Origin of the sequence: Dactylosporangium sp. NPDC000244 (assembly GCF_040300725.1) — a bacterium.
Classification (GTDB): Bacteria; Actinomycetota; Actinomycetes; order Mycobacteriales; family Micromonosporaceae; genus Dactylosporangium.
On sequence record NZ_JBEPEH010000025.1, the window covers coordinates 43,743 to 67,503 of the forward strand.

17 protein-coding genes are annotated in these 23,761 nt (G+C 74.2%); 6 read left to right on the plus strand and 11 right to left on the minus strand.

Annotated elements, in window-relative coordinates; all coding sequences use genetic code 11:
• From ABT369_RS32705 to ABT369_RS32715, 3 genes are all read right to left on the minus strand, one after another.
• A partial coding sequence (locus ABT369_RS32705) for a putative T7SS-secreted protein (protein ID WP_350617779.1) occupies positions 1–3,546 on the minus strand: 3,546 nt, incomplete at its 3' end.
• A 93-nt stretch (positions 3,547–3,639) separates the two neighbouring features.
• Positions 3,640–4,245, minus strand: a complete 606-nt coding sequence (locus tag ABT369_RS32710; RefSeq protein WP_350617780.1) for an FAD-dependent monooxygenase — start codon at positions 4,243–4,245, stop codon at positions 3,640–3,642.
• 74 nt (positions 4,246–4,319) lie between these two features.
• Complete coding sequence (locus ABT369_RS32715; protein ID WP_350617781.1) at positions 4,320–4,979, minus strand: TetR/AcrR family transcriptional regulator C-terminal domain-containing protein; 660 nt, start codon at positions 4,977–4,979, stop codon at positions 4,320–4,322.
• Positions 4,980–5,107: 128 nt separating this feature from the next.
• Here ABT369_RS32715 and ABT369_RS32720 point away from each other — a divergent pair, with 128 nt between their 5' ends.
• Together ABT369_RS32720 and ABT369_RS32725 are read left to right on the plus strand one after the other, a co-directional pair.
• A complete protein-coding gene (locus ABT369_RS32720) occupies positions 5,108–5,986 on the plus strand; it encodes a hypothetical protein (RefSeq protein ID WP_350617782.1) in 879 nt (292 codons plus the stop codon).
• 19 nt (positions 5,987–6,005) lie between these two features.
• Positions 6,006–6,311, plus strand: coding sequence for a WXG100 family type VII secretion target (locus ABT369_RS32725; RefSeq protein WP_350617783.1), 306 nt, complete (start codon positions 6,006–6,008; stop codon positions 6,309–6,311).
• Positions 6,312–6,347: 36 nt separating this feature from the next.
• Here the strand turns inward: ABT369_RS32725 and ABT369_RS32730 are convergent, their stop codons facing one another.
• The gene (locus ABT369_RS32730; protein WP_350617784.1) at positions 6,348–7,454 is read right to left on the minus strand and encodes an FAD-dependent oxidoreductase; all 1,107 of its coding nucleotides are present in this window, start codon (positions 7,452–7,454) and stop codon (positions 6,348–6,350) included.
• Positions 7,373–8,863 (minus strand): MDR family MFS transporter, encoded by a 1,491-nt coding sequence (locus ABT369_RS32735; RefSeq protein WP_350617785.1) that lies wholly within the window; start codon positions 8,861–8,863, stop codon positions 7,373–7,375. The genes ABT369_RS32730 and ABT369_RS32735 overlap by 82 nt, the downstream gene beginning before the upstream one ends.
• Before the next feature lie 89 nt (positions 8,864–8,952).
• Here ABT369_RS32735 and ABT369_RS32740 point away from each other — a divergent pair, with 89 nt between their 5' ends.
• Positions 8,953–9,528 (plus strand): TetR/AcrR family transcriptional regulator, encoded by a 576-nt coding sequence (locus tag ABT369_RS32740; protein ID WP_350617786.1) that lies wholly within the window; start codon positions 8,953–8,955, stop codon positions 9,526–9,528.
• An 8-nt stretch (positions 9,529–9,536) separates the two neighbouring features.
• Here the strand turns inward: ABT369_RS32740 and ABT369_RS32745 are convergent, their stop codons facing one another.
• Positions 9,537–11,648 carry an ArnT family glycosyltransferase gene (locus tag ABT369_RS32745; RefSeq protein WP_350617787.1) on the minus strand — a complete coding sequence of 704 codons (2,112 nt, stop codon included), beginning with the start codon at positions 11,646–11,648 and terminating at the stop codon, positions 9,537–9,539.
• A 97-nt stretch (positions 11,649–11,745) separates the two neighbouring features.
• On the opposite strand from ABT369_RS32745, the gene ABT369_RS32750 reads away from it, so the two are divergent.
• Entirely contained in the window at positions 11,746–12,894 is a 1,149-nt protein-coding gene (locus ABT369_RS32750) for an epoxide hydrolase family protein (protein WP_350617788.1), read from the plus strand.
• A 4-nt stretch (positions 12,895–12,898) separates the two neighbouring features.
• Here the strand turns inward: ABT369_RS32750 and ABT369_RS32755 are convergent, their stop codons facing one another.
• From ABT369_RS32755 to ABT369_RS32770, 4 genes are all read right to left on the minus strand, one after another.
• A complete protein-coding gene (locus ABT369_RS32755) occupies positions 12,899–13,450 on the minus strand; it encodes a Uma2 family endonuclease (protein ID WP_350617789.1) in 552 nt (183 codons plus the stop codon).
• 100 nt (positions 13,451–13,550) lie between these two features.
• Positions 13,551–18,017 carry an FtsK/SpoIIIE domain-containing protein gene (locus ABT369_RS32760; protein WP_350617790.1) on the minus strand — a complete coding sequence of 1,489 codons (4,467 nt, stop codon included), beginning with the start codon at positions 18,015–18,017 and terminating at the stop codon, positions 13,551–13,553.
• Positions 18,014–19,123 carry a hypothetical protein gene (locus tag ABT369_RS32765; protein WP_350617791.1) on the minus strand — a complete coding sequence of 370 codons (1,110 nt, stop codon included), beginning with the start codon at positions 19,121–19,123 and terminating at the stop codon, positions 18,014–18,016. Before ABT369_RS32765 ends, ABT369_RS32760 begins: the two co-directional genes overlap by 4 nt.
• A gap of 263 nt (positions 19,124–19,386) precedes the next feature.
• On the minus strand, positions 19,387–19,893 hold the full coding sequence (locus ABT369_RS32770; protein ID WP_350617792.1) for a sigma-70 family RNA polymerase sigma factor: 507 nt from the start codon (positions 19,891–19,893) through the stop codon (positions 19,387–19,389).
• 218 nt (positions 19,894–20,111) lie between these two features.
• Between ABT369_RS32770 and ABT369_RS32775 the strand changes: the two genes are divergently transcribed.
• A complete protein-coding gene (locus tag ABT369_RS32775; RefSeq protein WP_350617793.1) occupies positions 20,112–20,879 on the plus strand; it encodes an ATP-binding protein in 768 nt (255 codons plus the stop codon).
• On the opposite strand, the gene ABT369_RS32780 is transcribed toward ABT369_RS32775, so the two are convergent.
• Complete coding sequence (locus ABT369_RS32780; protein ID WP_350617794.1) at positions 20,848–21,540, minus strand: hypothetical protein; 693 nt, start codon at positions 21,538–21,540, stop codon at positions 20,848–20,850. The two genes, ABT369_RS32775 and ABT369_RS32780, sit on opposite strands and share 32 nt — an antisense overlap.
• Between ABT369_RS32780 and ABT369_RS32785 the strand changes: the two genes are divergently transcribed.
• A complete protein-coding gene (locus tag ABT369_RS32785) occupies positions 21,482–23,761 on the plus strand; it encodes a LamG domain-containing protein (RefSeq protein ID WP_350617795.1) in 2,280 nt (759 codons plus the stop codon). The two genes, ABT369_RS32780 and ABT369_RS32785, sit on opposite strands and share 59 nt — an antisense overlap.

Here is a 23,761-nt window from a genome sequence, read left to right on the forward strand (position 1 = left end):
CGGGTTCGCCTGGAAGCCGGCCGGGACCTCCAGGTGCGGCTGGGCGCCCGTCGGGGTGACGTGCGACCAGCCGGCGTGGCCCTGGACCGGGCGGCCCGTGTGGGTGAGGGTGCCGTTGATGTCGAACCGCTCGAAGTGGCCCGCGTTGGTGAGGTTGTCGACCTGGAAGCCGCCCGCGTGCGGGTTCGCCTGGAAGCCGGCCGGGACCTCCAGGTGCGGCTGGGCGCCCGTCGGGGTGACGTGCGACCAGCCGGCGTGGCCCTGGACCGGGCGGCCGGTCGCGAGCAGGTTGCCGACGTCGTCGAACCGGCGGAACTCCTCGCCCCGGATCATGTCGGTGACCTGGAAGCCCCCGTCGCCGTGGGCGACCGCCACGTACTCCGGCCGCCCCACCCCGCCGGCGTCGACGACCCGCAGCGACTCGACGTTGCCGACCGTGTGGATCTCGATGCGCAGGTCCGACGCCGAGCCGTGCACGTCGCGCAGCGGCACGTGCGGGTCGAACGGCTCCGGGGCCATCTTGGAGAACGGCTGGCCGCCGCCGAGCAGGCGGGGCCGGGCCTTGACCGACTCCGCGGTGATCTCCGCGATGCGCAGGTCCATCGTCACCGGGTCGATGCCGAGGGTCTTCAGGTCGCGGGCGATCCGGTCGACGCGGGTGATGGCGGCCGCGTACGTGCGCTCGGCCCGCACCTCGACCGCCGTCGGGCCGCGGGAGGAGCCGCCGGGGCGGTCCATGATGTCGTTCCAGGTCTGCTCGACCCGGCCGAGCTCGTTGCGCGCGCGGGTGTACGCCGCCCAGGTCTCGATCTTCTTCGCCCGCAGCGGGTCGTCGGCGCCGCCGAACAGCTCGCCGATGCGGTCGCTGTCGCGGCGCCAGGCTCCCTCGAGGCCGCCGCCCGGCAGGCTGACCGTCTTGCCGGGGCTGCCCGCCGAGTGGATCGCGTTGTCCAGGCCGGTCTCGGCCCGCGCGAGGCGCCCGCCGAGCTGGGTCTGCACCAGGCCGGCGACGGCGGTCGCGCCGATCGGGTCGAGGGTGGCGCCGGTCTGGACGTCGGCGCCGGCGTTGTGGGCGGGGTTGACGACGGTGGGGGTGCGTTCCGCGGTCTTCGGGCCGGCGGTGACGGGCGCGGCCACGACGAGGTCGTCCACCTTCGGCGCCCCGGCCACGTGTGTGGGACTGACGTTGCCGGCGTGGACGGTGGCCACGTCGGCCGTGCGGATGGTGGAGACGGTGTTCGCCGTGTGCACGGCCGGAGCCTGGACCGCCGGCGTGTGCTCGACGGGGGCCAGGTTGACGTGGACCGGCGGGGGAGTCGCCGCGATGTGGGCCGTGGTGTCGACCGTGTGGGTGATCGTCGGCGCGTTGACCAGGTGGGTGACGGGAGCCGGCGGGGTCGTCGTCGCCAGGTGGGTGACCGGTGCGGGCGGCGCCGTCGAGGCCACGTGGGTCACCGCCGGCGGTGTGACGATCGCGTTGACCGCGGGGGTCTCCACGTGGACCGCCGGGGTGTCGAGGTGGCGGGTCACCGAGCCGAGGTCCATGGACACGTGCTGGGCGTTGATGGCCAGGCTGGTGTGGTCGGCGATGCGGCCGCCGGCGCCGTTGAGGGCCGACGTCGGGGCGCCGTTCATGAGGTGCAGGGGCGGCGGGGAGACCGCGGCGGAGCCGAGGGCGTCGATCGCGTGCACCGGGGCCGGCGGGACGGCGCCCGTGTGCAGGGCGCCGACGTTGCCCAGGCCCGGCACTTCCAGGTGCGGGGTCTGCAGGTGCGGCGGGTTGAGGTGGTTCGCGCCGTTGACGAGCTGGTTGACGTGCACGCTGGGCAGGTCGAGGGCGTGCAGGGTGGTCGCGCCGTTGGCCGTGGCGTTGAGGTGCAGGCCCGGGAGGTCCAGCGCGTGCAGGGTGCTCGTGCCGGCGGTGTGGGCCGGCGGGGTGAGGTGCAGGCCGGGCAGGTCGAGGGCGTGGACCGTGCTGGAGATCGCGGTGCCGCCGGCCAGGTGGGCGACCGCCGGGGGCTGCAGGTGTACCGCCGAGGAAATCCCGGTGATGTGGTCCACGTTCGCCAGGACCGGGTTCACCGCCCGCTCGGCCCAGGCCTCGACCCGCACCTTCGAGATCGTGTCCATCGGCGAGAGCAGCAGCGCGTCGAGGTTGCGCACCGCGTCCCCGCTGAAGTGCAGCGAGTCGCCGAACGAGGTCGGGATGTGCATGCTCGGCGGGTTCATGCCGAGGTGGCCGAGCCCGCCGAAGTCGGTGAGCTTCGGCATCTGCAGGCGCGGCGGCACGGCCAGGTCGCCGGCCCGCACCTCGGCGAGCTTGATCGACGGGATGTCGACCCCGCGCTCGGGCAGCACCGGGTGCGGCTTCGGCAGCCCGAAGATGTGCTTGCCGAGCACGCCGCGGTCCCACACCGCGAGCTTCGTCGCCTGCCACACGCCCAGGTGCAGCTCGTCGGCCTCGGCCGGCAGGAACAGCCGCAGCCACTTGTTGCCGCCGAACTCGCGCTGCAGGAACGTCCACGTCGAGCTGCCGAACTTGGCCAGGAACCCGGGGATCCCCGCCACGACGTTGCCGATGCCCTTGACGCCGTTGACGACGATCAGGCCGCCCTTGCCCAGGGTCGTGGCCATGAACGAGGGCAGGTCCTTGATCCCGGCCTGCACCCACAGCCCGGCGCCCTTCACCCAGCTGCCGCTCAGCGCGACCATGTCGTGCAGGCCCGGGAACAGCACGAACGGGTGCGAGATGATGCCCTTGAAGGTGTTGCCGAAGAACTTGAACACCGCGAACGCGCCGGCCTTGAGCCCGTTCCAGGCCAGCTGCGCGCCGGTCTTGATGAGCTGGAAGATCGGCACCGCCCGTGTGGTCGGGGCCAGGATGCCCAGCGCCGACAGGAAGAACTCCAGCGCCGAGGCCTTACCCTGCGCGAAGTCGACCGCCGTCTTGATGAACAGCACCATGTTCACGCCGAGCGCGACGAGCGCGATCGGCCCGCCGAACACGAGCGCGGGCAGGATCAGCGCGATCGCGAGCCACTTGAAGATCTCCCAGAACTCCTCGCAGCCGGAGACGGGCTGCTTGATGTGCTCGTAGGCGTCGACGATCTTGTTCGAGGCGGTGGTCGCGGCGTCGGACACGGCGGTGCCCGCGTTCTTGGCGGTGTCGGTGAACCCCTGCCGGCTCGGGTCGTCCTCGGCGAGGTTGCGCGCCTGGCTGAGCGCGTTGTCGGCGCGCCACTGCTGATCGCGCAGGGTCGAGTTGTACGTCGTGAGCGCCGTCACCGACCACTCGAACGCCTCGGCGAGGCTCTGCACGAACCCGCGGAGCCGGTCCGAGATCTTCTCCCGCAGCGCGTCGGCGGTCTGCCCGACGAACGCGTTGGGCCCGGCGGTCTCGAGCACCGCGGCCAGCCCGTCGTCGACGTCGCGCGCGACCTGCCCGAGGTCGCGGATGGACGCGATGACCTCGTCGATGCGGCCCGGGTCGCCCGGCGTCGGGTCCGATCCGAGGCCGACCTTGTCCCAGTCGGTCGGGCGAGCCACGGCCTCGCCTCCTTCGCATGAGCCCCCGGGTTGTCCGGCCTCGCCTCGACCACGATCGAGGGGCCGCTCCGGTTCACGCCCGCGCCCGGGAAATCACGGCCCGGGCGGCGCCATGCGGGCGGCGGACTCGGCGAGCGCGTCCCGCCAGCCCCCGTGGGCGACCGCGGCGACGTACCCGTCGGGCCGGACGAGGATCTGGGCCGGGCCGCGGATGCCGTACGTGCGCCTGAGCCGCGCCGGCGGGCGGGGGATCGAGACGGTCCTCAGCGCGGCGCCGAGCGTGGTGGCGAACTCGACCCGGCCGCCGAGCTCGCCGAGGCGACCGCGCAGCGCGGCGTCGGTGCTGTATTGCGGCACGAGCAGCGTGTCGGGGTGCGGGACGTCCGGGGCCGGCCGCCGTCGCCGGTACATGGCGACCGGGATCGTCAGCGGGCCCAGGTGCAGGCCGAGCGGCGGGTACGGGGCGGCCTGCGGCGCGAGCGCGGGCAGCACGCCCAGGTCGTCGAGGACCTCGAGGGTTCGCGGCTGCAGGCCCTTGGCCCGCGATCCCTCGAAGCCGCCGGGCGCGGCGCTGATGACGCGGCACTCGACACCGCGGCGCCGAAGGTCGCAGGCCAGGGTGAGGCCGGCGGGACCGGCCCCGACGACGAGCACGTCCAGGGTGGAGGACATCGTCAGCGTCAGATCCTCTGGCGTCATGCGTGGGCCTCTTAACTAAGTTAAGTAGTGACCGGCCCAGTGTGGTTTAACTTAGTTAAGCGGTCAAGTGCGGATCAGGCGGAAGACGAGACCGGACCGCCGCCCAGCCGCGCGCCGATCCCGGCGATCAGGACGCCGAGCTGCCGTTCGAAGCGTGCCGCGTGGTCGCGGCGGGCGTGCCCGGCCGCGACGACCAGCGGAACCTCGGCGCCGAGCCGCTGGTCGCGCTGCGGCACGGAGTAGCGCTCGGGGTCGGTCCGCGACGACTGGAGCCGCTCCTGCTCCTCGATGACGAAGCCGACCACGAAGGCGGTGACCATCTCGAACGCGTCGGCGGCGTCGGTCACCGGCACGCCGGCGGCCGACCAGCGCCGCAGCCAGGGCTCCTGGGCCTTGAGCACGTCCGCGTCGGTGATCAGGGTGCCGCTGAAGGCCCGGGCCCCGTCGCGGTGCGCCAGGTACTCCGCCCGCAGTGCCCGCGCGTAGGCGGCCAGGTCGTCGTGCCAGTGGGGGGCGCCGGTCCGGCCGGTGAGCGCCTCGACGACGCGGCGGTGGATCTCGGTGCCCATCTCGTCGAGGAGCTCCTGCTTGTTGCGCACGTGGAAGTAGAGCGCGGGCGCCTTGACGTCCAGCCGGGCGGCCACCGCGCGCACCGTCACCGCGTCGATGCCGCCGTCGTCCAGCACGGCGAGTGCGGCCGTGACGATCTTCTCCCGCGTGATCCCCTTCCCCACCCGCGGCAGTTTACCGAGCGCGGCCCCGCCCGGACCGGGGCGGAGCGGGCGGGCGGTGAACCGCGAGCGGGGTTCGCACGTGGTCGTGGCGGGACCCCGGTCGGCGGGGGACCGGTCAGGAGAGTGCCGTGCCCGACTTCGCGATCGACTACGGACTGCTGCACCAGGCCCGCAAGGACCTCCACGACCTGGCCGACCGGATCGGGCCGCGGCTCGGGGACACCGTCTTCTCGCAGGTGGGCAGCATCGAGTACGGCGACAGCGACAGCGTCTTCGGCAACGAGACGCTCGCCGAGAGCTTCCGCAGCCTGTACCGCCGCGCCCAGCACCCGATGAGCAAGGCCGAGGACGACCTGCGCGAGCTCGGGGACATCTTCGGGGCCGTCGCGGACGGCTACTTCGACGTCGACGCCCAGATCGCCGACGGCATGGGCATGATGGGCTCCACCCTCGACCTGGACCGGTGGAAGGACAAGAAGGCCGAGTGGGACTACCTGCAGGGCCATCGCGGCGACTGCGTTCCCGGGCCCGACGGCAAGATGCCGGACTTCTGCTCGGCGACCGACCCCGGCCCGCCGCCCACCGACATGACGATCAACACCGCGACCGGGTCCGTGCACACGCACCTGACGCTGGACGAGAACAACAACGTCATCAAGGAGGAGACGACGGTCGTCAACGGCGACCAGAAGTACACCTCCACGACCACGTACAGCGACGGCGGCAAGAACTACACCACGGACACCGTCTTCAGCGACGGCAGCAAGACGCACTCGGTGACCACGACCGGCGACAACGGCTCGTCGACGACCGACACCACCGACCAGGACGGCAAGACCACGCACACCGTGATCACGCTGAACCAGAACGGCGGCGGCACGATGACCGTCAGCGAGCCGGACGGCACCGTGACCGAGTACTCGCGCCCCGACCGCTACGCGAAGTGGGACGAGACCAGCAAGACCAGTCCCGAGGACGACACCTACTACCCGACGCCGATGTACTGACCGGAATTGGAGCCGAGCAATGCCCAACATCTCCCTCGACTACGAGAAGATCGAGGCGACGTCGACCCGCCTCGACGGCGCGGTCCGCGACATCCTGCCGATGCTGGAGTCGCTGCGCAGCGACGTGTCGAACCTGCTCGAGGACGGCCTGGTGTTCCAGCAGTCCAGCCCGGCGATGAAGGAGTCCTACGAGAAGTTCAACACGTCGCTGCTCGCGGCGATGAAGGGCATCAACGACTTCGCGAAGCAGTTCCGCGACATCCGCACCTCGATGGAGGAGATGGACACGGACATGGCCGGGAAGATCCGCTCCGCCGGCAGCTGAGCCGGCGGCCGACGCCGCGACGGGGGCGGCTCCGGGTCACGACTGCTCGCCGTAGCCGAAGTCCGGTACCTCGGCCGAGAGCAGGAACTCGGCGCCGCCCTCGGTCATCTTCTGCATCTGCGCCGAGCGCGGGAGCATCGTCGCCTCGTAGGCGCGGACGGCCTCGCCGACGCTCGCGTGGTGCGCGAGCGCCAGGGCCAGCTCGCAGCCGTCGAGCATGGCCAGGTTGACGCCGACGCCGAGCGGCGGCATGGCGTGGGCCGCGTCGCCGAGCAGGGTCACGGCCGGGTTGTGCGTCCACGTGTGCGGGACGGGCAGGGCGAAGATCGGGCGGTCCACGTACGGCCCGTCGTTGTCGGTCAGTATCCGCCGCAGCCGCGGCGACCAGGCCGCGTAGGACTCCAGCAGCCGGGCCCGGATGCCCTCGGTGTCGGCGATCGTCAGGCCGCTCGCGGCGATCCAGTCGACGGGCGCGCGCTGGATGACGTACACCCGGATGTGCCCGCCGCTGTTGCGCTGGGCGAACAGGCCCCGGTCGCCGTCGGCCGCGGCCGCGCTGCCCCCGCCGACGAGCTCGACGAGGTCGGGGTGGCGCTGCTCGACCTCGGAGAACCAGGCCTCCCGGAAGCTGACGCCGCTGTACTGCGGTACCGCATCCGAAACGGCGGGCCGCACCCGGGAGAAGGCGCCGTCGGCCCCGACGACGAGATCGGTCTCGACGGTCGTGCCGTCGGCGAAGCGGAGCTCGCCGGAGCCGCCGACGGACTCCAGCGCCCGCCCCCACCGCACGGTGCCGGGCTCGAGGGAGTCCAGGAGCAGGTCGCGCAGCTGGCCGCGGTCGATCTCGGGCTTGACCAGCTCGCCGGCCTCGGGGACGGCGTGGAAGAGCAGTTCGCCCCGGGCGCCGTACTGGCGCATCTCCTGCCCCTCCGGCCGGGCGAGCCTCAGGAACTCCTCGTGCAGGCCGGCCTCGCGCAGGGCGAGCTGGCCGTCCTCGGCGCGCAGGTCGAGGGTGCCGCCCTGGTTGCGGGCGTCGGGGCTCGGGTCGCGGTCGTAGACCGTCACCGGGACTCCGTGGCGCTGGAGGATGCGGGCGCAGGTGAGGCCGCCGGGGCCGGCGCCGATGATCGTGATGCTGGCCATGACTTGGCTCCGTTCTGGACGCTGCGAAGCGGGACCTCCTCGATGCACGCGGCGGCGATGAGGCCGGCGGCGCACACGAAGAGCGTGACGAGGAAGATGTGCCGGACGCCGGTGGCGATGCCGTCCGGGTCGGCGACGTGCCCGGCGACCGCGTTGGTGAACAGGGTGCCGAAGACGGCCACGCCGACGGAGCCGCCGAGCGTGCGGAACAGGTTCGTGGCGGCCGAGGCGGCCCCGAGGTCCCGCGGCTCGACGCTGTTCTGGGCGATCGTGGTCGCCATCTGCATGGTGCAGCCGAGGCCGGCGCCGATCAGCGCCATGAAGACGCCGGTCGTGGCCCGCGAGGTGTGCTCGGTCATGGTGGCCAGCAGGCCCGTGCCCGCGATCAGGAACCCCGCGCCGAGCAAGGGAAAGAGTTTGTACCGCCCGGTGCGCGTCATGTACCGCCCCGCGATCTGCGACACCACGACGACCGGGATCATCAGCGGCAGCAGCAGCAGGCCCGAGTTCGCCGCGGAGGCGTGCTGGACGGACTGCTGGAACAGCGGCAGGTACAGCGAGCACCCGAACATCACGACCCCGGCCGCGGTGACGATCACGAGGGCCAGCGGGAAGTTGCGGTGCCCGGTGAACACCCGCGGCGGCAGCACCGGCTCGGCCGCCCGGCGCTGGGACACCACGAACGCGGCGGTGGCCAGGGCGCAGCCGGCCGCGAGCGCCAGGATCGGCCACGAGCCCCAGGAGTACGTGCCCCCGGCCCAGGTCGCGGCGAGCACGAGGCTGCCGATGGCCACGGTGAGCAGGGTGATGCCGGGCCAGTCGATGCGGGCCTTCACGCGCGTGACCGGCACGTGCAGCAGCACCGCGCACCACACCAGGGCGAGCACGCCGAGCGGCAGGTTGAGGTAGAAGGCCCAGCGCCAGCCGAGGTGCTCGGTGACCAGGCCGCCCAGCAGCGGGCCGCCGATCGTGCCGATCGCCATCACCGAGGCGGTCATGCCCTGGAAGCGCCCCCGCTCCCGCGGCGGCACGAGCGCCCCGATGAGCGCGAAGGCCCCGGCGCCGAGCCCGCCGGCCCCGATCCCCTGCAACGCGCGGAACCCGATGAGCTGCCCCATCGAGTGCGCGGCGCCGGCGAGGCCCGAGCCGGCCAGGAAGATCGCGATCGCGGCCAGGAACACGTGCTTGCGGCCGTAGAGGTCGCCGAGCTTGCCCCAGACGGGCGTGGAGATCGCGGTGGTGAGCGTGTACGCCGTCACGACCCAGGAGATGTGGGCGAGCCCGCCGAGGTCGCCGACGATCGTGGGCATCGCGGTGCCCACGACCATGTTGTCGAGCATGGCCAGCAGCATCGCCAGCATCACGCCGAGCAGGACCCACCGGACGTTCACGTTCCGCATGACTCGCATGACTCGCATGGCTCCAGAAAAGCAGACTGAGTTCAAAAGTGCAACGAGTCAACTTAGTGTCTGATGCCACCCTCGGGTACGATCAGCGTATGACCGAAGCCCCGCCCGGACGGCGCGAACGCAAGAAAGCCGCGACCCGGCAGTCCATCGCCGACGCGGCCCTGCGACTGTTCCTGGAGCACGGCTACGACCAGGTGAGCATCCGCGACATCGCCGACGCCGCGGACGTCTCGACCACCACGCTGTTCAAGCACTTCCCGAGCAAGGAAGCGCTGGTGTTCGACATGGACGAGGACCGCGAGGCCCGGCTCGTCGCCGCGGTCCGCGACCGGCCCGCCGGGACGGACGTGATCGAGGCGCTGCGCGGATACGCGCGCGACCACTGGCTGCCGCTGGCCGACGACCCGCGGCTGGCCGGCTTCACTGCCCTCGTGGACTCGACGCCGGCGCTGCGGGACTACGCCGAGCGCATGTGGTCCCGGCACACGGACAGCCTGGCCGCCGCCATCGCCGACGCGTGCGGCGCGCCGCCCGGCGACGTGGCCAGCGCGGCCCTCGCCCGGTTCATGCTGCAGATCCCGGCCATCACCCGCGGCCGCCCCGACCCGGAGGCGGCCGTCGAGGTCGTCTTCGGCATCCTTGCCGACGGCTGGCGCCCGGCCTGAGGGGCCGGTCATCCGCAGCGGTACAGCTCCTGGTCGCCGACGCCGACGTCGTCCGGGACCGCGGCGCAGTCCGCGCGCACCCAGTCCGCGATCGCGGTCGTCGTGCCGCCCGTCCGGCCGGGCCGGAACCCGAACCTCCCCTCGCCGGCCCCGGACAGCAGCACGTAGTGCAGCTCGCCGCGCGCGACGAGCCGCTGGACCCCGGCGAGGGTCGGGCTCGGGACGCTGCCGCTGAAGCCGCCCATCGGCAGATAGGGCCGGCCGGTCGCCATGATGTACGGGGCGGCCGCGCTCCACGAGGTGGCGGCGGCCAGGTACCGCGCGCCGTCGCGGTGGGCGACCAGGTAGTCGTCGAGGCGGCGCTGGTCGGCCGTGAGGGTCTCGCTCGTCTCCCCGAACGGGCCGCCACCGAAGCCGCCCCCGGGCCCGCCCCGCGCGACCATCCGCCGGACGTCGGGCGGCTCGCCGCCGGGGAAGCCGCCGCCCGGTGCGCCCGGCAGGCCCTCGGGTGGTCCGGCGCCGCGCCGGTCGCCGAAGCCGGCGCCGACCGGGCCGGCCGAGGCGTCGAACGCGCTGCCGCCGTAGTGCGGGTGCAAGACCGACGCGGCCCAGGCGCTCGGGGCGGCCACCGTCGCGGCGATCGCCAGCACCATCGCGGCGCGCAGCACGGCCCGGCGCGGCCGGGGCGCCCGCGGCACGGCCGCGGCGACCAGCACCGGCAGGGCGAGGAGCGCGGCGGCCGCGATCGCCCACGGCAGCCAGGGCAGGAAGTCGGGGAAGCGGAGGCTGAGGTACACCGCCCACACCACCTCGGCCACGACGAGCACCGGGAGCAGCCCCGCCGCGGCGCGCCCCCGCCACCCGGGCGGCGCCGCGGCGGACTCCGGCTGTGCCGCTCCCGCCGCCGGCCGGTCGCGCAGGCCGCGCCACCCGCGGACCAGGGCCGACGCCGACAACGCGGCCAGGGGCGGCGCGAGCGAGGCCATGTACGCGGTGTGCGGGACCATGATGGCGCTGAACACCGCGGCCACCGTGACGAGCCACAGGCCCCAGAACAGCAGGCCGGCACGCTCGGGATCGGTGCGCGGGGCCCGGCCGCGGGCGACGATCCCGGCGACCAGTCCGAGCATGGCGAGCGGGTAGAGCGAGCCGATCTGGGTGCCGTACCGCTGCCCGAAGAGCTTGGCGAGCCCCTCCTCCCCGCCCATGCCCCGCCCGGCCGGCGGCTCGAACCCGCCGCCCGGGCCGCCGGCGTTCGCGCCGCCGGGTCCGGCGCCGGTGAACATCGACTCGACGGCGCCCGGCACGTGCAGGCCGAAGCGGTCGAAGCCGTTGTACCCGAACACCATCGCGAGAGCGCTGTTGTTCGTGCTGCCGTCGACGTAGGGGCGCCACGCGTCCGGGGTGAGCTCGTAGAGCGCCACCCAGGACAGTGACGCGGCCAGCATCACCACCCCGGCCGCGCCGAGGTGGCCGAGCCGGCGGCGCCACGGGCCGGGCGCGGCGACCAGGTAGGTCAGCGCCATCGCGGGCAGCACCATCCACGCCTGCATCATCTTGGCCTGGAAGCCGACGCCGATCCACACGCCCGACAACAGCAGCGAGCGCAGCCGCCCCTCCAGCAGGGCCCGCTGGAACGCGTCGGCCGCGAGCACCAGGGCCATGGTGAGCAGCCCGTCCTCCATCGGGTGACCGAACATCGAGGCGACGACGGGGGTGAGCCCGAACAGTCCCGCGGCGAGCAGCCCGGCCGCCGGGCCGGCGAGGCGGCGCCCGATGCGGTACATCACCAGCACCGCGATCACACCCTCCACGACCTGCGGGAGGGTCAGCGACCAGGCGTGGTAGCCGAAGATCCGCGCCGAGATCGCCTGTGGCGCGAAGGAACCGGCCAGCTTGTCGATGGTGACGGTCGCGCCCGGGTCCAGGGCGCCGTAGAAGAACGCCTTCCAGCTCACCGACATGCTCTTGGCCGCGACCGAGTAGAACAGCGCGAACCCGCTGTCACGGATGCGCCAGGCGTAGAGCACCGCGGCGAGGGCGGCCACCGCCAGCAGGGCGGGCCGTGCCCAGGCGGGCTGGCCCTCGGGGGAGCGCCAGAACCGAAATGCAGACGTCACGGGCTCTCCATGGCATATGTCCGAATGATGCGAGTTGGAGTCTGCCCGAACAACCTCAAAACGGGCTCAGAGTCTCGGGTCGAGTAGGTTTTGTGGCATGGTCGAACCGTTCACCCCGCGCGCCTCGGCCGAGGCGCTGCAGGACCTCCGCGCCCGGCTGCGGGCCACCCGCTGGCCGGACGCGCCCGAGGACGCCGGCTGGGGGCTGGGCGTCGACGTCGCGTACCTGCGCGAGCTCGTCGAGTACTGGGCCGACGGCTTCGACTGGCCCGCGCAGGAGGCCGCGCTCAACCGGCTGCCCCGCTTCCGGGCCACCGTCGGCGGCCGCGGTATCCACGTGGTGCACGCCCGCGCGGCCGACCGGCGCGACGCGCTCCCGCTGCTGCTGTGCCACGGGTGGCCGGACTCCTTCTGGCGGTACACCAAGGTGATCCCGCTGCTGGTCGACCCGGGCGCCCACGGGGCGGACCCGGCCGACGCGTTCGACGTGATCGTGCCGGACATGCCCGGCTACGGCTACTCCGACCGGCCCACGGGCACCCCGCCGGACACGATCGCGGTCGCGGGACTCTGGGCCGAGCTCATGAGCGCGCTCGGCTACGAGCGCTTCGGCGCGGCGGGCGGCGACATCGGCAGCGGGGTGAGCCGGTATCTCGCGCTCGACCACCCCGAGCGGGTCGTCGCCGTGCACCGGATGGACGCGGGCCTGCCCGTCTTCACCGGCGACCGGGCCGAGCTGGCGCCCGAGGAGCGCGCGTTCCTCGACTCCGCCGCGGCCTGGGGCGCGGCCGAGGGCGCCTACGCGGCCATGCACCGCACCAAGCCGCAGACGGCGGCCGCCGGGCTCAACGACTCCCCGGCCGGGCTCGCCGCCTGGATCGTGGAGAAGCTGCGCTCCTGGAGCGACTGCGGCGGCGACCTCGAGAGCGTCTACACCAAGGACGAGATCCTCACCAACGTGACCATCTACTGGCTGACCGGCACGATCGGGTCGGCTATGCGGATGTACGGCGTGAACGGCGCCATCCCGCCCGGGCAGCACGCCCGCCGGGTCGAGGTGCCGTCGGGCTTCTCCCTCTTCCCGGGCGACCTCGTCCGCCCACCCCGCGCCTGGCTGGACCGCATCGCGAACGTGACCTACGCGACCGAACCGCCCCGCGGCGGCCACTTCGCGCCGTTCGAGCAGCCCGAGTCCTACGCCCGGGAACTGCGCGAATTCTTCCGCCCCTACCGCACCCGCGCCTGACCGCTCAGGAGATGTCCGGTGCGGTGCTCAGCAGCCAAGCGAGGGGCTGGGCGCCGCCGGGGACCTGTTCGTACTCGGCGGTATTGGGGTTGAGGACGTGCCGGTGCACCGACGTGGTGCTGTCACGTTCGACGAACCAGTACTGCGGGATGCCGGCCTTGGCGTACTCGGTCTTCTTGATGATCCGGTCGACGACCTCGGAACCCCGGGACACGACCTCGACCGCGAGGAGCAGCCCGACGGTGCCGGCGTAGCTCGACCGAGCCGCGCGCGGCGGCAGATCCTTCGCCCATACGGTGATGTCGGGGACCCTGCCACCGCCGACGTCGATGCCGCAGTCGGTGACCACCTGCTCCGGACCGTAGCCGTTGGCGAGGAACCAGGCGAACATCCGGGACACGAGCAGTGCGTGATCGGGATCCGCTGGCGGCATGACGGACAGGACTCCCTCTGGGCTCAGCTCGTAACGGTGATTTTCGTCAGCGGCAGCCATCGCGGCGAGGTCGTCCAGCGTCACATGGGTCGGCATCCCCGCACCCACGGCTTCGGCGCTCATCATGCCTCCCCTCTTCGTTGTGCGTTTAGAGGCTACAACGTTGGCGAACCGTTGAAGTTGAGTGGGCGATGAAACGCGCCCCGCAGAGCGATTCCGGTGCTCAGTCCTCGCGGAGCATGGTCAGTGGGATCTGCACCGCGATGGCGGCGCCGCCCGGGCCGCCGGTGAAGCCGCGGCCCGGCGGGGCGGCCATGCGCACCTGGCTGCTCACCAGCCGCGCCCCGATCGCGTCGCCCTCGGTGATCGAGCGCGGGGTCAGCAGCAGGCCGCGCCGCGAGCGGCGGGCCGCGGTCAGCCAGCTGCCGAGCGCGATCGACAGCGCGTCGGCCGCGCCCGCGTAGACCACCGCGCGGCCCCGGTCGCGCCCGCCCGCGGCCACGTCCCGCAGCACCTTGTCCGCGGCGGGCGCGGTGAGCAGGTCGGCGTCGTCGACCAGGACGACGACCGGGCCGCCGAGCTCGTCCAGGGCCGCGGCGACCGCGTCGGCCGCCGGGTCCGGATCGTCGAACAGGCGCACCCGCGGCTGGCGGCCCAGGGCCCGCAGCGGCGAGTCGCGCGGGGTCAGCACCACGAGGCCGGTGCCGCCGGTCAGCAGCGACACGGCGATCGCGGCCAGCGCGTTGCTGCGGCCCGAGCCGGCCGGGCCGCCGACGAAGAACGCCGACGTCGCCGTCAGGTCCACCACGACCGCGCCGCCCTCGTCGCCGCCGACGCCGAGCAGGGCCTGCATCGGGCGGCGCTGGGCGTCGGGGACGAGCTCGTACGCGCCGGTGAAGTCGACCCGTCCCGGCAGCGCCGCGACCGGGAACGGGCGCGCCCCCGGGGTGGTGGCGGGCAGCCGGGCGCCGATGCGGCGGATGGCCTCGGCCTGGGCCTGGCCGCTGTCGTCGGCATCGAGCAGGGCCACCTGGGTCTCGGTGCGGCTCAGCACGTGCCAGCCGCGGCCGGACACGATCGTGCCGGGCACCTTGCTGGGCAGGATGCCGACGAGCTGGTAGTCGTTGCGGTCGGCCTGGCGCAGCAGCAGCTTGTGGTCGTTGTGCGCGGCCAGGCGGCCGCCGAGCAGGGCCCGCTCCGAGGTCGCAATGACGTGGATGCCGGCCGCGGCGCCCTCGCGCACGAGCCGGGTGATGTCGGTGAGCAGGCGGCCCTGGTCGTGCTCGTCGAGGATCGGGGCCAGGGCGTCCCAGCCGTCGACGAAGAGCAGGATGTGCGCGGGCCGCTCGGCCTCGGGCAGGCGCCGGCGCAGCTCGACGATCCCGGCCGCGTTGGCGTTGGCGCTGCGCTCCTGGCGCTCGGTCAGCTCGCGGCCGAGCCGGCGCAGGAGCCGCTCCAGGCGCTCCATGTCGTGCCGGGACACCACGGCGCCGCAGTGCGGGAGCGTCTCCAGGGCCGCGAGGCCGCCGCCGGCGGCGTCGATGCCGTACATGTGCACGTCCGCGACCGCCGCCTTGCGCGCCGCCGAGGCCGCGATGGTGCGCAGGACCTGGGTGCGGCCCGAGCGGGGCGCGCCGACGACGTAGAGGTGCCCGAAGGTGGCCAGGTCGACCGTGGCCACGCGCCGCTGCTGCAGCGCGGGCACGTCCTCCAGCGCATAGGGGATGGGCGCGGGGACGCTCGCGTGCCGGTCTTTCGGCGTCGGTACCGCCGGCAGCTCCTCCAGCAGCACCGCGTCCTCGAGCGCGGGCAGCCACGGGCTCGGCTGGGCGACGAAGTCCTCGAGCCCCTCGGCGGCCGCGCGGATCGCCTCGACCAGGGCCTGCAGGTCCGTCGGGACGACCGGCCCGGGCAGCAGCGGGTCGACGTCCTCGGCGACCAGCTCGACCGGCCGGCCCAGCCGCTGCCAGGACAGTTCCGCGGTGCGGACGGGCTCGTGCTTGGGCACCGGCGCCTCGTCGAGCAGGCCGGGCCGCTCGGCGCCGACCCAGGCCGCCTGGAACGGCACGGCGCTGCGGTGCCCGGCGCGGATGAGCGCCCGGCCCGGCGTCCCCGGCGAGATGTGCACGGCCTCGCCGGTGTCGATGATGTCCTGGCTCTCCACCGTGTCGGTCACCCGCAGCGCGATGCGCAGGTTGGTGTTGGCCTTGATGTCCGGGGTCACCGCGCCGGCCGGGCGCTGGGTGGCCAGGATCAGGTGGATGCCCAGCGACCGGCCCCGCTGCGCGATGCTGATCAGCCCCGGCACGAAGTCCGGCAGCTCCCGCACCAGGGTCGCGAACTCGTCGATGATGAGCAGCAGCCGCGGCAGCCGCGCCAGGGACGGGTCGGCGGCACGCTTGGCCCGGTAGGCGGGCAGGTCCTTCGCCTCGGCCGCGGCCAGGATCCGCTCGCGGCGGCGCAGCTCGGCGCCGAGGGAGTCCATCGCCCGCTGCACCAGGTGCGCGTCGAGGTCGGTCACCATGCCCAGCGTGTGCGGCAGCTGCGCGCACTCCCGGAAGGCGCTGCCGCCCTTGTAGTCCACGAGCACGAAGGTGAGCTCGTCGGGCCGGTTGGTCGCGGCGAGCGAGGCGACGAACGACTGCAGCAGCTCCGACTTGCCGGAGCCGGTGGTGCCCGCGACCAGGCCGTGCGGGCCGTCGCGGACCAGGTCGAGGCTGAGCGGGCCGTCGTAGCCGCTGCCGAGCACGAACGTCGTCGACGCGGGCCGGCGCCGCCAGCGCTCCAGCAGCGCCTCCGGGTTCGGGGGCTCCTGGTCGAGCAGGTTCAGCAGCCGTACCTCGCGCGGCAGCCCGGCGTCGTGCTCGGGGCTCACGTCCCGCAGCGGCGCCAGGGCCCGGGCCAGCCGGTCGCACCAGGCGACGGGCACGAGGTCCGCGCGGATGTCCTTGAGCGGTGCCGTACCGGTGCGCCGCAGCGTCAGCGTGTCGGCCTCCGCGACCACGACCGCCCCGCACTCCTCCGGCAGCAGCCGCTCCTGCTCGTCGAGGCAGACGCTGAAGATCCGCACCCGGGGACCGTCGGCGAGGATCTGCACCATGCCGGGCACGTCGCGCAGCGCCCGCGCGCCGTCCACGACGACGAGCAGGTCCGGGTCGGTGAACATGGCCCGGCCCATGGACGAGCCGAGCACCCGCTGCCGGGCCTGCACCTGGGCGACGAGCTCGGCGACGCGGTTGGCGATGCTCTCCGGGTCGTTGCCGATGGCCGCGTGGGGACCGTGCACGCCACCGGGGCGCAGGTGCGGCAGCCACCGTACCCAGCCCCAGCCCTCGGCCCGCTCCGGGCTGGTGAGCACGACCATGCGCAGGTCGCGCGGGCTGTGCAGCACCGCGGACTGGGCCACGAACCAGCGGGTGAGCGCCTGCACCGGCTCGGTCGCGCCGACCACGCCGAGGACCCCGCACTCCGGCAGCTCCAGCCCGACGGGCACGTCCCGGATCGTCCAGCGCACCGTGCGGTGGTTCTCGTCGCGGGCCGGGTCGTCGATCTCCTTCACCGACGGCACGTCCACGGTGCCGAGCCGCAGCAGCAGGTGGTCCGGGTCGCGGCGGCGCCGCTCCCAGAGCCGGGCGCCGGGGCCGGTCGCGATGAGCCCGATCGTCGCCGGGTCGGGGCCGGTGACGCAGCGCACCTCCCGCTCCCGGCGCACGGCCGCGTCGATCTCGACCGCGAGGCTGCGCATCCGTTCGGCGTACCGCTGCTGCTGCTCCTGGTGCTGCTTGCGGTTCGTGCGCCGGCCGACCATCCAGTTCGTGATCGCCATGACCGGCGTGAACAGGATGAAGACGAGGTAGAAGTACGAGTGGAAGACGCCGACGAGCACCAGGCCCAGCACGATCGGGGCGAGCAGGAGCAGCATCGGGAACGGCTGGCGGGGCGTGCGGCCCGGCGGGACCGGCAGCCGGACGCGCTCGGCGTCCAGGTGCGGGGCGATGCGCGGCGGCCGGTTGTAGTCCAGCCCGAAGCCGTCGGCCGAGGCGGTCACGGCCGCGTCGGGCTCCACCGGCGCGCTCAGCCGCAGCAGGGCCGGCCCCACGCACAGGTCGGCGCCGTCGGCCCAGCGCCCGCCCGGCCCGCCGCGGCCGCGGCGCTGGGCCGTGGGCAGGCCGGTGACCGGGTGCGGGTCCGGCGGCGGGGTCACGTCGGCGGGCCGCACGCCGTCGTCGAGCCGGCTCATGTGCCAGTTCGCCGTGCCGTCCGGCGAGACGGTCACCCACAGCCCGCCGGGCGGGGCGTCCGGGCCCTCGACGCGGATCGCGCACCGCTCGCCCGCGCCGATCTCGTGGCTTCCCGCGCCGAGCAGCCAGGTCGCGCCCGCGCCCGGCCCGGAGACGAGGTGGACCTCGGCGAGCCGCGGGCCGCCGCGGGTCAGGTCGGTGCGCCCGCCGGTCGCGGCCGGGGCCGGGGCGCCCAGGCCGATGGTGCTGCCCGGGCGGATGCCGCTGCCGCGCACGGGGGCCTCGGGCTCCAGGCGCTCGCGGTCGAGGAAGACACGGCGACCGGCCGCGGCGACCGGGCCCTCGACGGCCTCGGCGAGGCCCCGCACCGTGGCGCCGTCGGGCACCTCGACGACGTGGTCGCGGGCGGCGCGCTCGTCGGCGTCGTACGCGGTGAGCATGAGCTTCATGCGGTTCCCCCGGAGCGCCGCCCGACGGCCGCGTCGTCGAACGCGGGCTCGGCGAACTCGTCCACTGTGGTCGGTTGATGCGCGGACACCCCGGTGACCGCCGCGGCCGGCTGGTGCGCGGACACGCCGGTGACCGCGGCGGGCTCCTCCGCGAACTCCGCGAACTCGCCGGGCCGCTCCACCAGCGACACCGCCGGCGGCAGCACCGGGGGCAGCACCGAGGGCGGGGACGGGGGCGCCGCGCGCAGCAGGCGGGCGACGGCCTTGGGCAGGGCCGCCGTGTCGACGTCGAGGGGCACACCGGCGATGCGGACGCGGCCGCCGCGCTCGGTGGTGATGAGCCGGGCGTGGCCGTGGGCGCCCTTGACGGCCAGCACGCGCACGCCCCGGCCGGCGGGCTCGTCCGGCGGCTCCGGGCACACGACGAACATCGTGTCCGGGGTGGGGCCGGCGCCCGGGAAGCGCGGATGGACGCCGGCGGTGACCTGGACCCGGCCCGGCCGGGCGCGGTCGAGCTGGGCGGCCATCGCCTGGATCAGGGCCCGGGCCGTGCGGGGGTCGCCGGCGCCGGCGGTCAGGGGCGGGCCGGTGTGCAGGTCGAGGTAGGCGACGAGGTCGCGCCGGGCGATGCCGAGGGCGACCGGCTCACCCGCCCCCTCGCCGTCCAGCGTGGCGAGGTCGGCGAGGTCGGCCCACCACAGCCGCGGGTCGTGCTCGTCGGCGGTGAACGGCGGCGGGGGAGTGCCCGGGTCGCGGCCGGCGAGCAGGACGCCCGCGGCCGCCGGGCCGACGAGCACGGCGTAGGGCTGGGCCGGGCCGGTGGCCGCGGCCTCCAGCGCCCGCCGGACGGTGTCGCGGGCCGAGGGGTCGGCAAGGGCTCTGGTCAGGCGGCGGAGGTTTCGGCGGTACCGCAGCCAGACCCGGACCGGCCGGACGAGCGCCGCACCGGTGAGCGCGATCTCGCGCCGCCCCTGCCGCAGCACGGCCTTCCAGCCCCCGGCGCGCCGGACCGCGCGCGAGGCCAGCACGAGCGCGAGAATGAACAGCCCCAGCCCGCCGATGAGCAGACTGATGGGCCCGCGATTCCGCGAAAAGAACTCGATCACGCCGCCGCCTCCGCAAGCTCCGGCGCCAGCGCGATCGTCAAGCTGTGCCTCTGGTTCACGGCCCCTCCGCTTCGCTCCGGACCGTTCGCGCTGACGCCTCCGCAAGCTCCGGCGCCAGCGCGATCGTCAAGCTGTGCCTCTGGTTCACGGCCCCTCCGCTTCGCTCCGGACCGTTCACGCTGACGCCTCCGCAAGCTCCGGCGCCAGCGCGATCGTCAAGCTGTGCCTCTGGTTCACGGCCCCTCCGCTTCGCTCCGGACCGTTCACGCAGCCTGATCCAGGACGGCGCGCAGGGCGCGGACGGCGTTGTGGGTGCGGCTCTTCACGGTGCCCGGCGGGATGCCCAGCCCGGCGGCCACGTCCTCGCCGGCCCGGCCGAGCAGGTGGACGTGGACGAGGATCTCGCGCTGGGCGGGCGGCAGCCGGCGCAGCCCGTCGAGCAGGACCACCCGGTCGCAGACGGTGTCGGCGACGTTGACGACGTCGGGCCGGTCGGCGTCGAGCTCGGTGGCCAGCCCCACGGGCACGGCCCGGCGCTTGCGCCACGCGTCGATGACGAGGTTGCGCGCGGTGCGGAACAGCCACATCCGGATCGGGCGGTCGTCGTGGTCCAGCCGGTCCGCGTCCTGCCAGGCCCGCAGCAGCGTCTCCTGGACGATGTCCTCGACGTGGTGCGGGTCCGCCGCGACGAGCGACGTGACGTACCGGTGCAGGGCGGCCCGCTGCCGCTGCAGTTCGTGGCCGAGACAGGGACGCTCGACGGTGCTCAAACGAGGTTCCTTCCGCGCGTTGCCGAGTGGAATGTCCCTGTTCTCGGCTGACAGAAGATGAACACCGCGTGACCTGACAGCCACCCAGCCACGACATGTCATTGACGTCGATGTGTTCGTGACCGTTAACATGATCATCGCGGGAACGCAGACCCCCGGACGGGTGAACGCGCTCCGAGATCGTGCGCGGCACGCACGTCCTGTGGCACCGTGCCCGGATGATCACCGCCGAGACCGTGCACGACCTGGACCGCGAGCTCATCTGGATCACCGTCACCGGCCCGCTCTCCAGCGCCCGCAAGCAGGATCTTCGCATGTGGATCGGCAAGGCGCTGGTCGCCTGCCCGCGCGCGGTCATCGTCGACCTCACCGGCTTCGAGGACCAGACGGGCACGGCGGCGTCGCTGCTGCAGGCGGCGGCCGCGAGCGCGCGCGAGTACTACGGCGTCTTCCTGCTCTTCGTCACCCCGGCCGGCGGGCCCCTGCGGGCGCAGCTCGGCACCCGGTTCTGGCGCCACGCCCTGCACCTCTTCGCCGACCGCGCGGCCGCCGAGGCCGCGGCGCTGGCCGGCCCGCCGCCGCCGGACCGGTTCGGGCTGGTGCTGGAGCCGGACGGGCACGCCTCGAGCCGCGCCCGGCTGCTCGTGCACGACGCCTGCCGGGCCTGGGCCCTCCCGGCGCTCGCCGCGCCCGCGAGCCGGGTCGTCTTCGAGCTCGTGCACAACGCCGCGACCCACGCGGGCACCGACGTGGCCGTCACCGTCAGCCTGCGCGGCAGCTACCTGCACCTGGCCGTGCGCGACGGGCGCCCGGACGCGCCGGCCCGGCTGCTGCCGGCCCGGCGCACCGATCCGGTCCTGGCCGACCCGCCCGGCGACGGCCTGCACGTCGTGGACCGCAACGCCACCGCGTGGGGTTCGGCGTTCGACGGGCGCGGCAAGACCGTCTGGGCCGTCATCCGCCTTCCCGGGGGCACGGCCCCGTGAGCTCGTAGAGCCGCTGCCGGGCAAGCTCCCGGTCGGCCGGGCGGTCCTCGTCGTGCCCGCGGCGCGCGGCGTACGCCCGCACCAGCGCGTGCAGCGCGAACCGCTCGTGCGGGCGCCGCTGGACGAGGTGCTCGCCGGCCAGCCGCTCCAGGTGCCGCGCGGCGCTGGCAGGGTCGGTGCCGAGCAGCGCCGCGGCGGCGTCGGGGCCGAAGTCGGGGCCGGGGTGCAGCGCCAGGCGGCGCAGCAGCGCCTGGGACTGGGGCGGCAGCGCGCGGTACGACGGAAGCAGCGCCGTCTCGATGCCCTCGTCGAGCTCGAGGCGCGCCTCGCCCTCGTCGAGCCGGTCGGCGTGATCGGTCACCGTCCAGCCGGCCCGCCCCGCGATCTGCCCCGCCGCGAGGGCCAGGGCGAGCGGCAGGTGGCCGCAGCGGCGGGCGATGCGCCGGTGGGCGGCCGGGTCGGCGCCGACCGGAACACCGGGCACCGCCCGGGCCAGCAGCCGCTCGGCCTCCTCGGCCGGGAACGGCTCCAGCTCCACGGCGGGGGCGTCGAGGCCGCGGCGGGACGTGACCAGCGGCAGCACGCCCTTCAGCCTGTACCAGGTGGCCAGCGCCGGGTCCGGGAAGCTCACGTGGGGCGGGCCGGCGCTCGGCGGCCTCATGGGCGAGTTCTCCGGGCACGCGCACAAGCCCAGCACCGGGGCCGGCTGCTCGGACGACCCGCAGCCGGACAAGCCGTTCGAGATCGGCGGCAGCATGACCTCGGCGATCAGCACCGCCGCGGGCGGCAGCGCGAGCGAGGTCGCGTTCACGCTGACCGCGCGCTCGGGCGGCGCCGGGGAGACGACCGGCGAGCGGTGGAAGAAGTTCAAGCTCGCCGACACGAAGATCACGGCCGACTACAACTCGCCCCCGGCGACGCCGACCAGCGCCAGCACCGACGGGCGGGGCTGCACCACCGGCTCGGCCCGGCCGGTGCTGTCCACCGCGACGCCGACCCTGCGCGCGGTGGTCACCGACCCGGACACCGAGACCGACCTGCAGGCCGTGTTCGAGTGGCAGCAGTACAACAGCACCGCCGGCACCTGGTCGGCGCTCGGCTCCGGGCAGATGAACAGCCTGCACAACGGCGGCACCGGCTCGGTGCAGATCAAGAGCGGCCTCGTGCAGGGCGGCATCTACCAGTGGCGGGTGAAGACCGTCGACCCGTGGACCTACGGCACCAGCTCCGGCACCGACGCCTCCACCCCGACCGGCTGGTGCGAGTTCACCGTCGACCTCATCGGCCCCGGGGTGGCGCCCGGCGTCTCCTCGCCGGTCTACGGCAGCGACCTCAACCAGGTGTACGGCGCCGTCGGCCGCACCGCCCCGTTCACGTTCACCGCGTCCGGCGTGAGCGACGTGACCGCCTACCGCTACGGCTGGGCCGACCCGCCCACCACCCAGGTGAGCGTCGCCGCGGGCGCGAGCGCCACGCTGGCCGTCACGCCGCCGCCCCCGGCGCCCGCCGACCCGACCTCGGGCGGGCTCAGCCGCCTCTACGTGGTCAGCCTCGACGCGGCCGGGCACATCAGCCCGGTCAACGAGTACGCGTTCAACCTCGGCTCGGCCACCCCCGAGAACGCGTCCTACAAGCTCGACGACGCGGTCTCCGCCAACAGCGCCGGCAGCGCCCCGGCGGCCGTGCCCGCCGGCGGCCCGACGACCGGCGTGGCCGGCCGGTTCCAGCCCGGCCCGGGCAAGGCGGCCCCGACGACCGTGACGTTCGACGGCACCGACGACGTCGCCACCGTCAACGCGCCCGCGGTCGACACCTCCACCAGCTTCACCGTCTCGGTCTGGGCGCGCAGCGACGGCGACACCGCCGACTACCGCAGCGTGGTCAGCGCCCCGGCGACGCACTCCAGCGCGTTCCTGCTCGGCCGCGCCTCCACCAACAAGTGGCGCTTCGCGATGCCACAGTCCGACACCGTCGCGCCCACGCACGTCAACACGTTCAGCACCTCGAGCATCCAGGCCGGGGCGTGGACGAACCTGACCGCGGTCTACGACGCGGGCGCCAAGCAGGTGTACCTCTACGTCAACGGCGTCCTCGAGGGCTCCACCGCCCAGCCGGCCGCGTTCGCCTCGACGACGCTGCAGCTCGCGGGCGACTTCTGGAACGACAGCCCGACGTTCGAGAAGAAGTGGAAGGGCGGCCTGGCCGACCTGCGGCTGTGGAACCGCGTGCTGAGCCCGGGGGAGATCGCGCCGCTCGCCGCCGACCTCGTCGGCCGCTGGACGCTGGACGGCGACGGCACCGACTCCTCGCCGTGGCAGCGCACCGCCACCCCGACCGCCTCCGCGTTCTACGTCGAGGACCGCGACAGCTCGGCGTACTCGGCGCTGCAGGGCGACGGCGCGACGGTCGCGGCGACGACCGCCGGGCCGGTGCTGCGCAGCGACCAGTCCTACACCGTCGCCGCCTGGGTCCGCCTGGACAGCACCGCGGCCTACGAGGAGGTGCTCGGCCAGGGCGGCACGGCCCGCGGCGCGATCTTCCTGCGCTACGACACCGCGACCCTGAAGTGGCAGTTCTTCGTCCCGACCGTCGACGTCGGCACCCCGTCGTACTACTCGGCCCGCTCCACCGCCAACGCCGCCGTCGGCGTGTGGACGCACCTGGCCGGCGTGTACGACGCGGCCGCCGGCACCTTCAAGATCTACGTCAACGGGGCGCTCAACGGCTCCATCGCCGGGCGCATGTGGGCCTCCAACGGCGTGTTCGACATCGGGCGGCAGCGCTTCGGCACCGGCGACTTCTTCACCGGCGCCATCGACGACGTCCGCGCCTACCAGGGGGCCATGCCGGCCGCCCAGGTCGCCGTCCTGTTCGCCGGATGA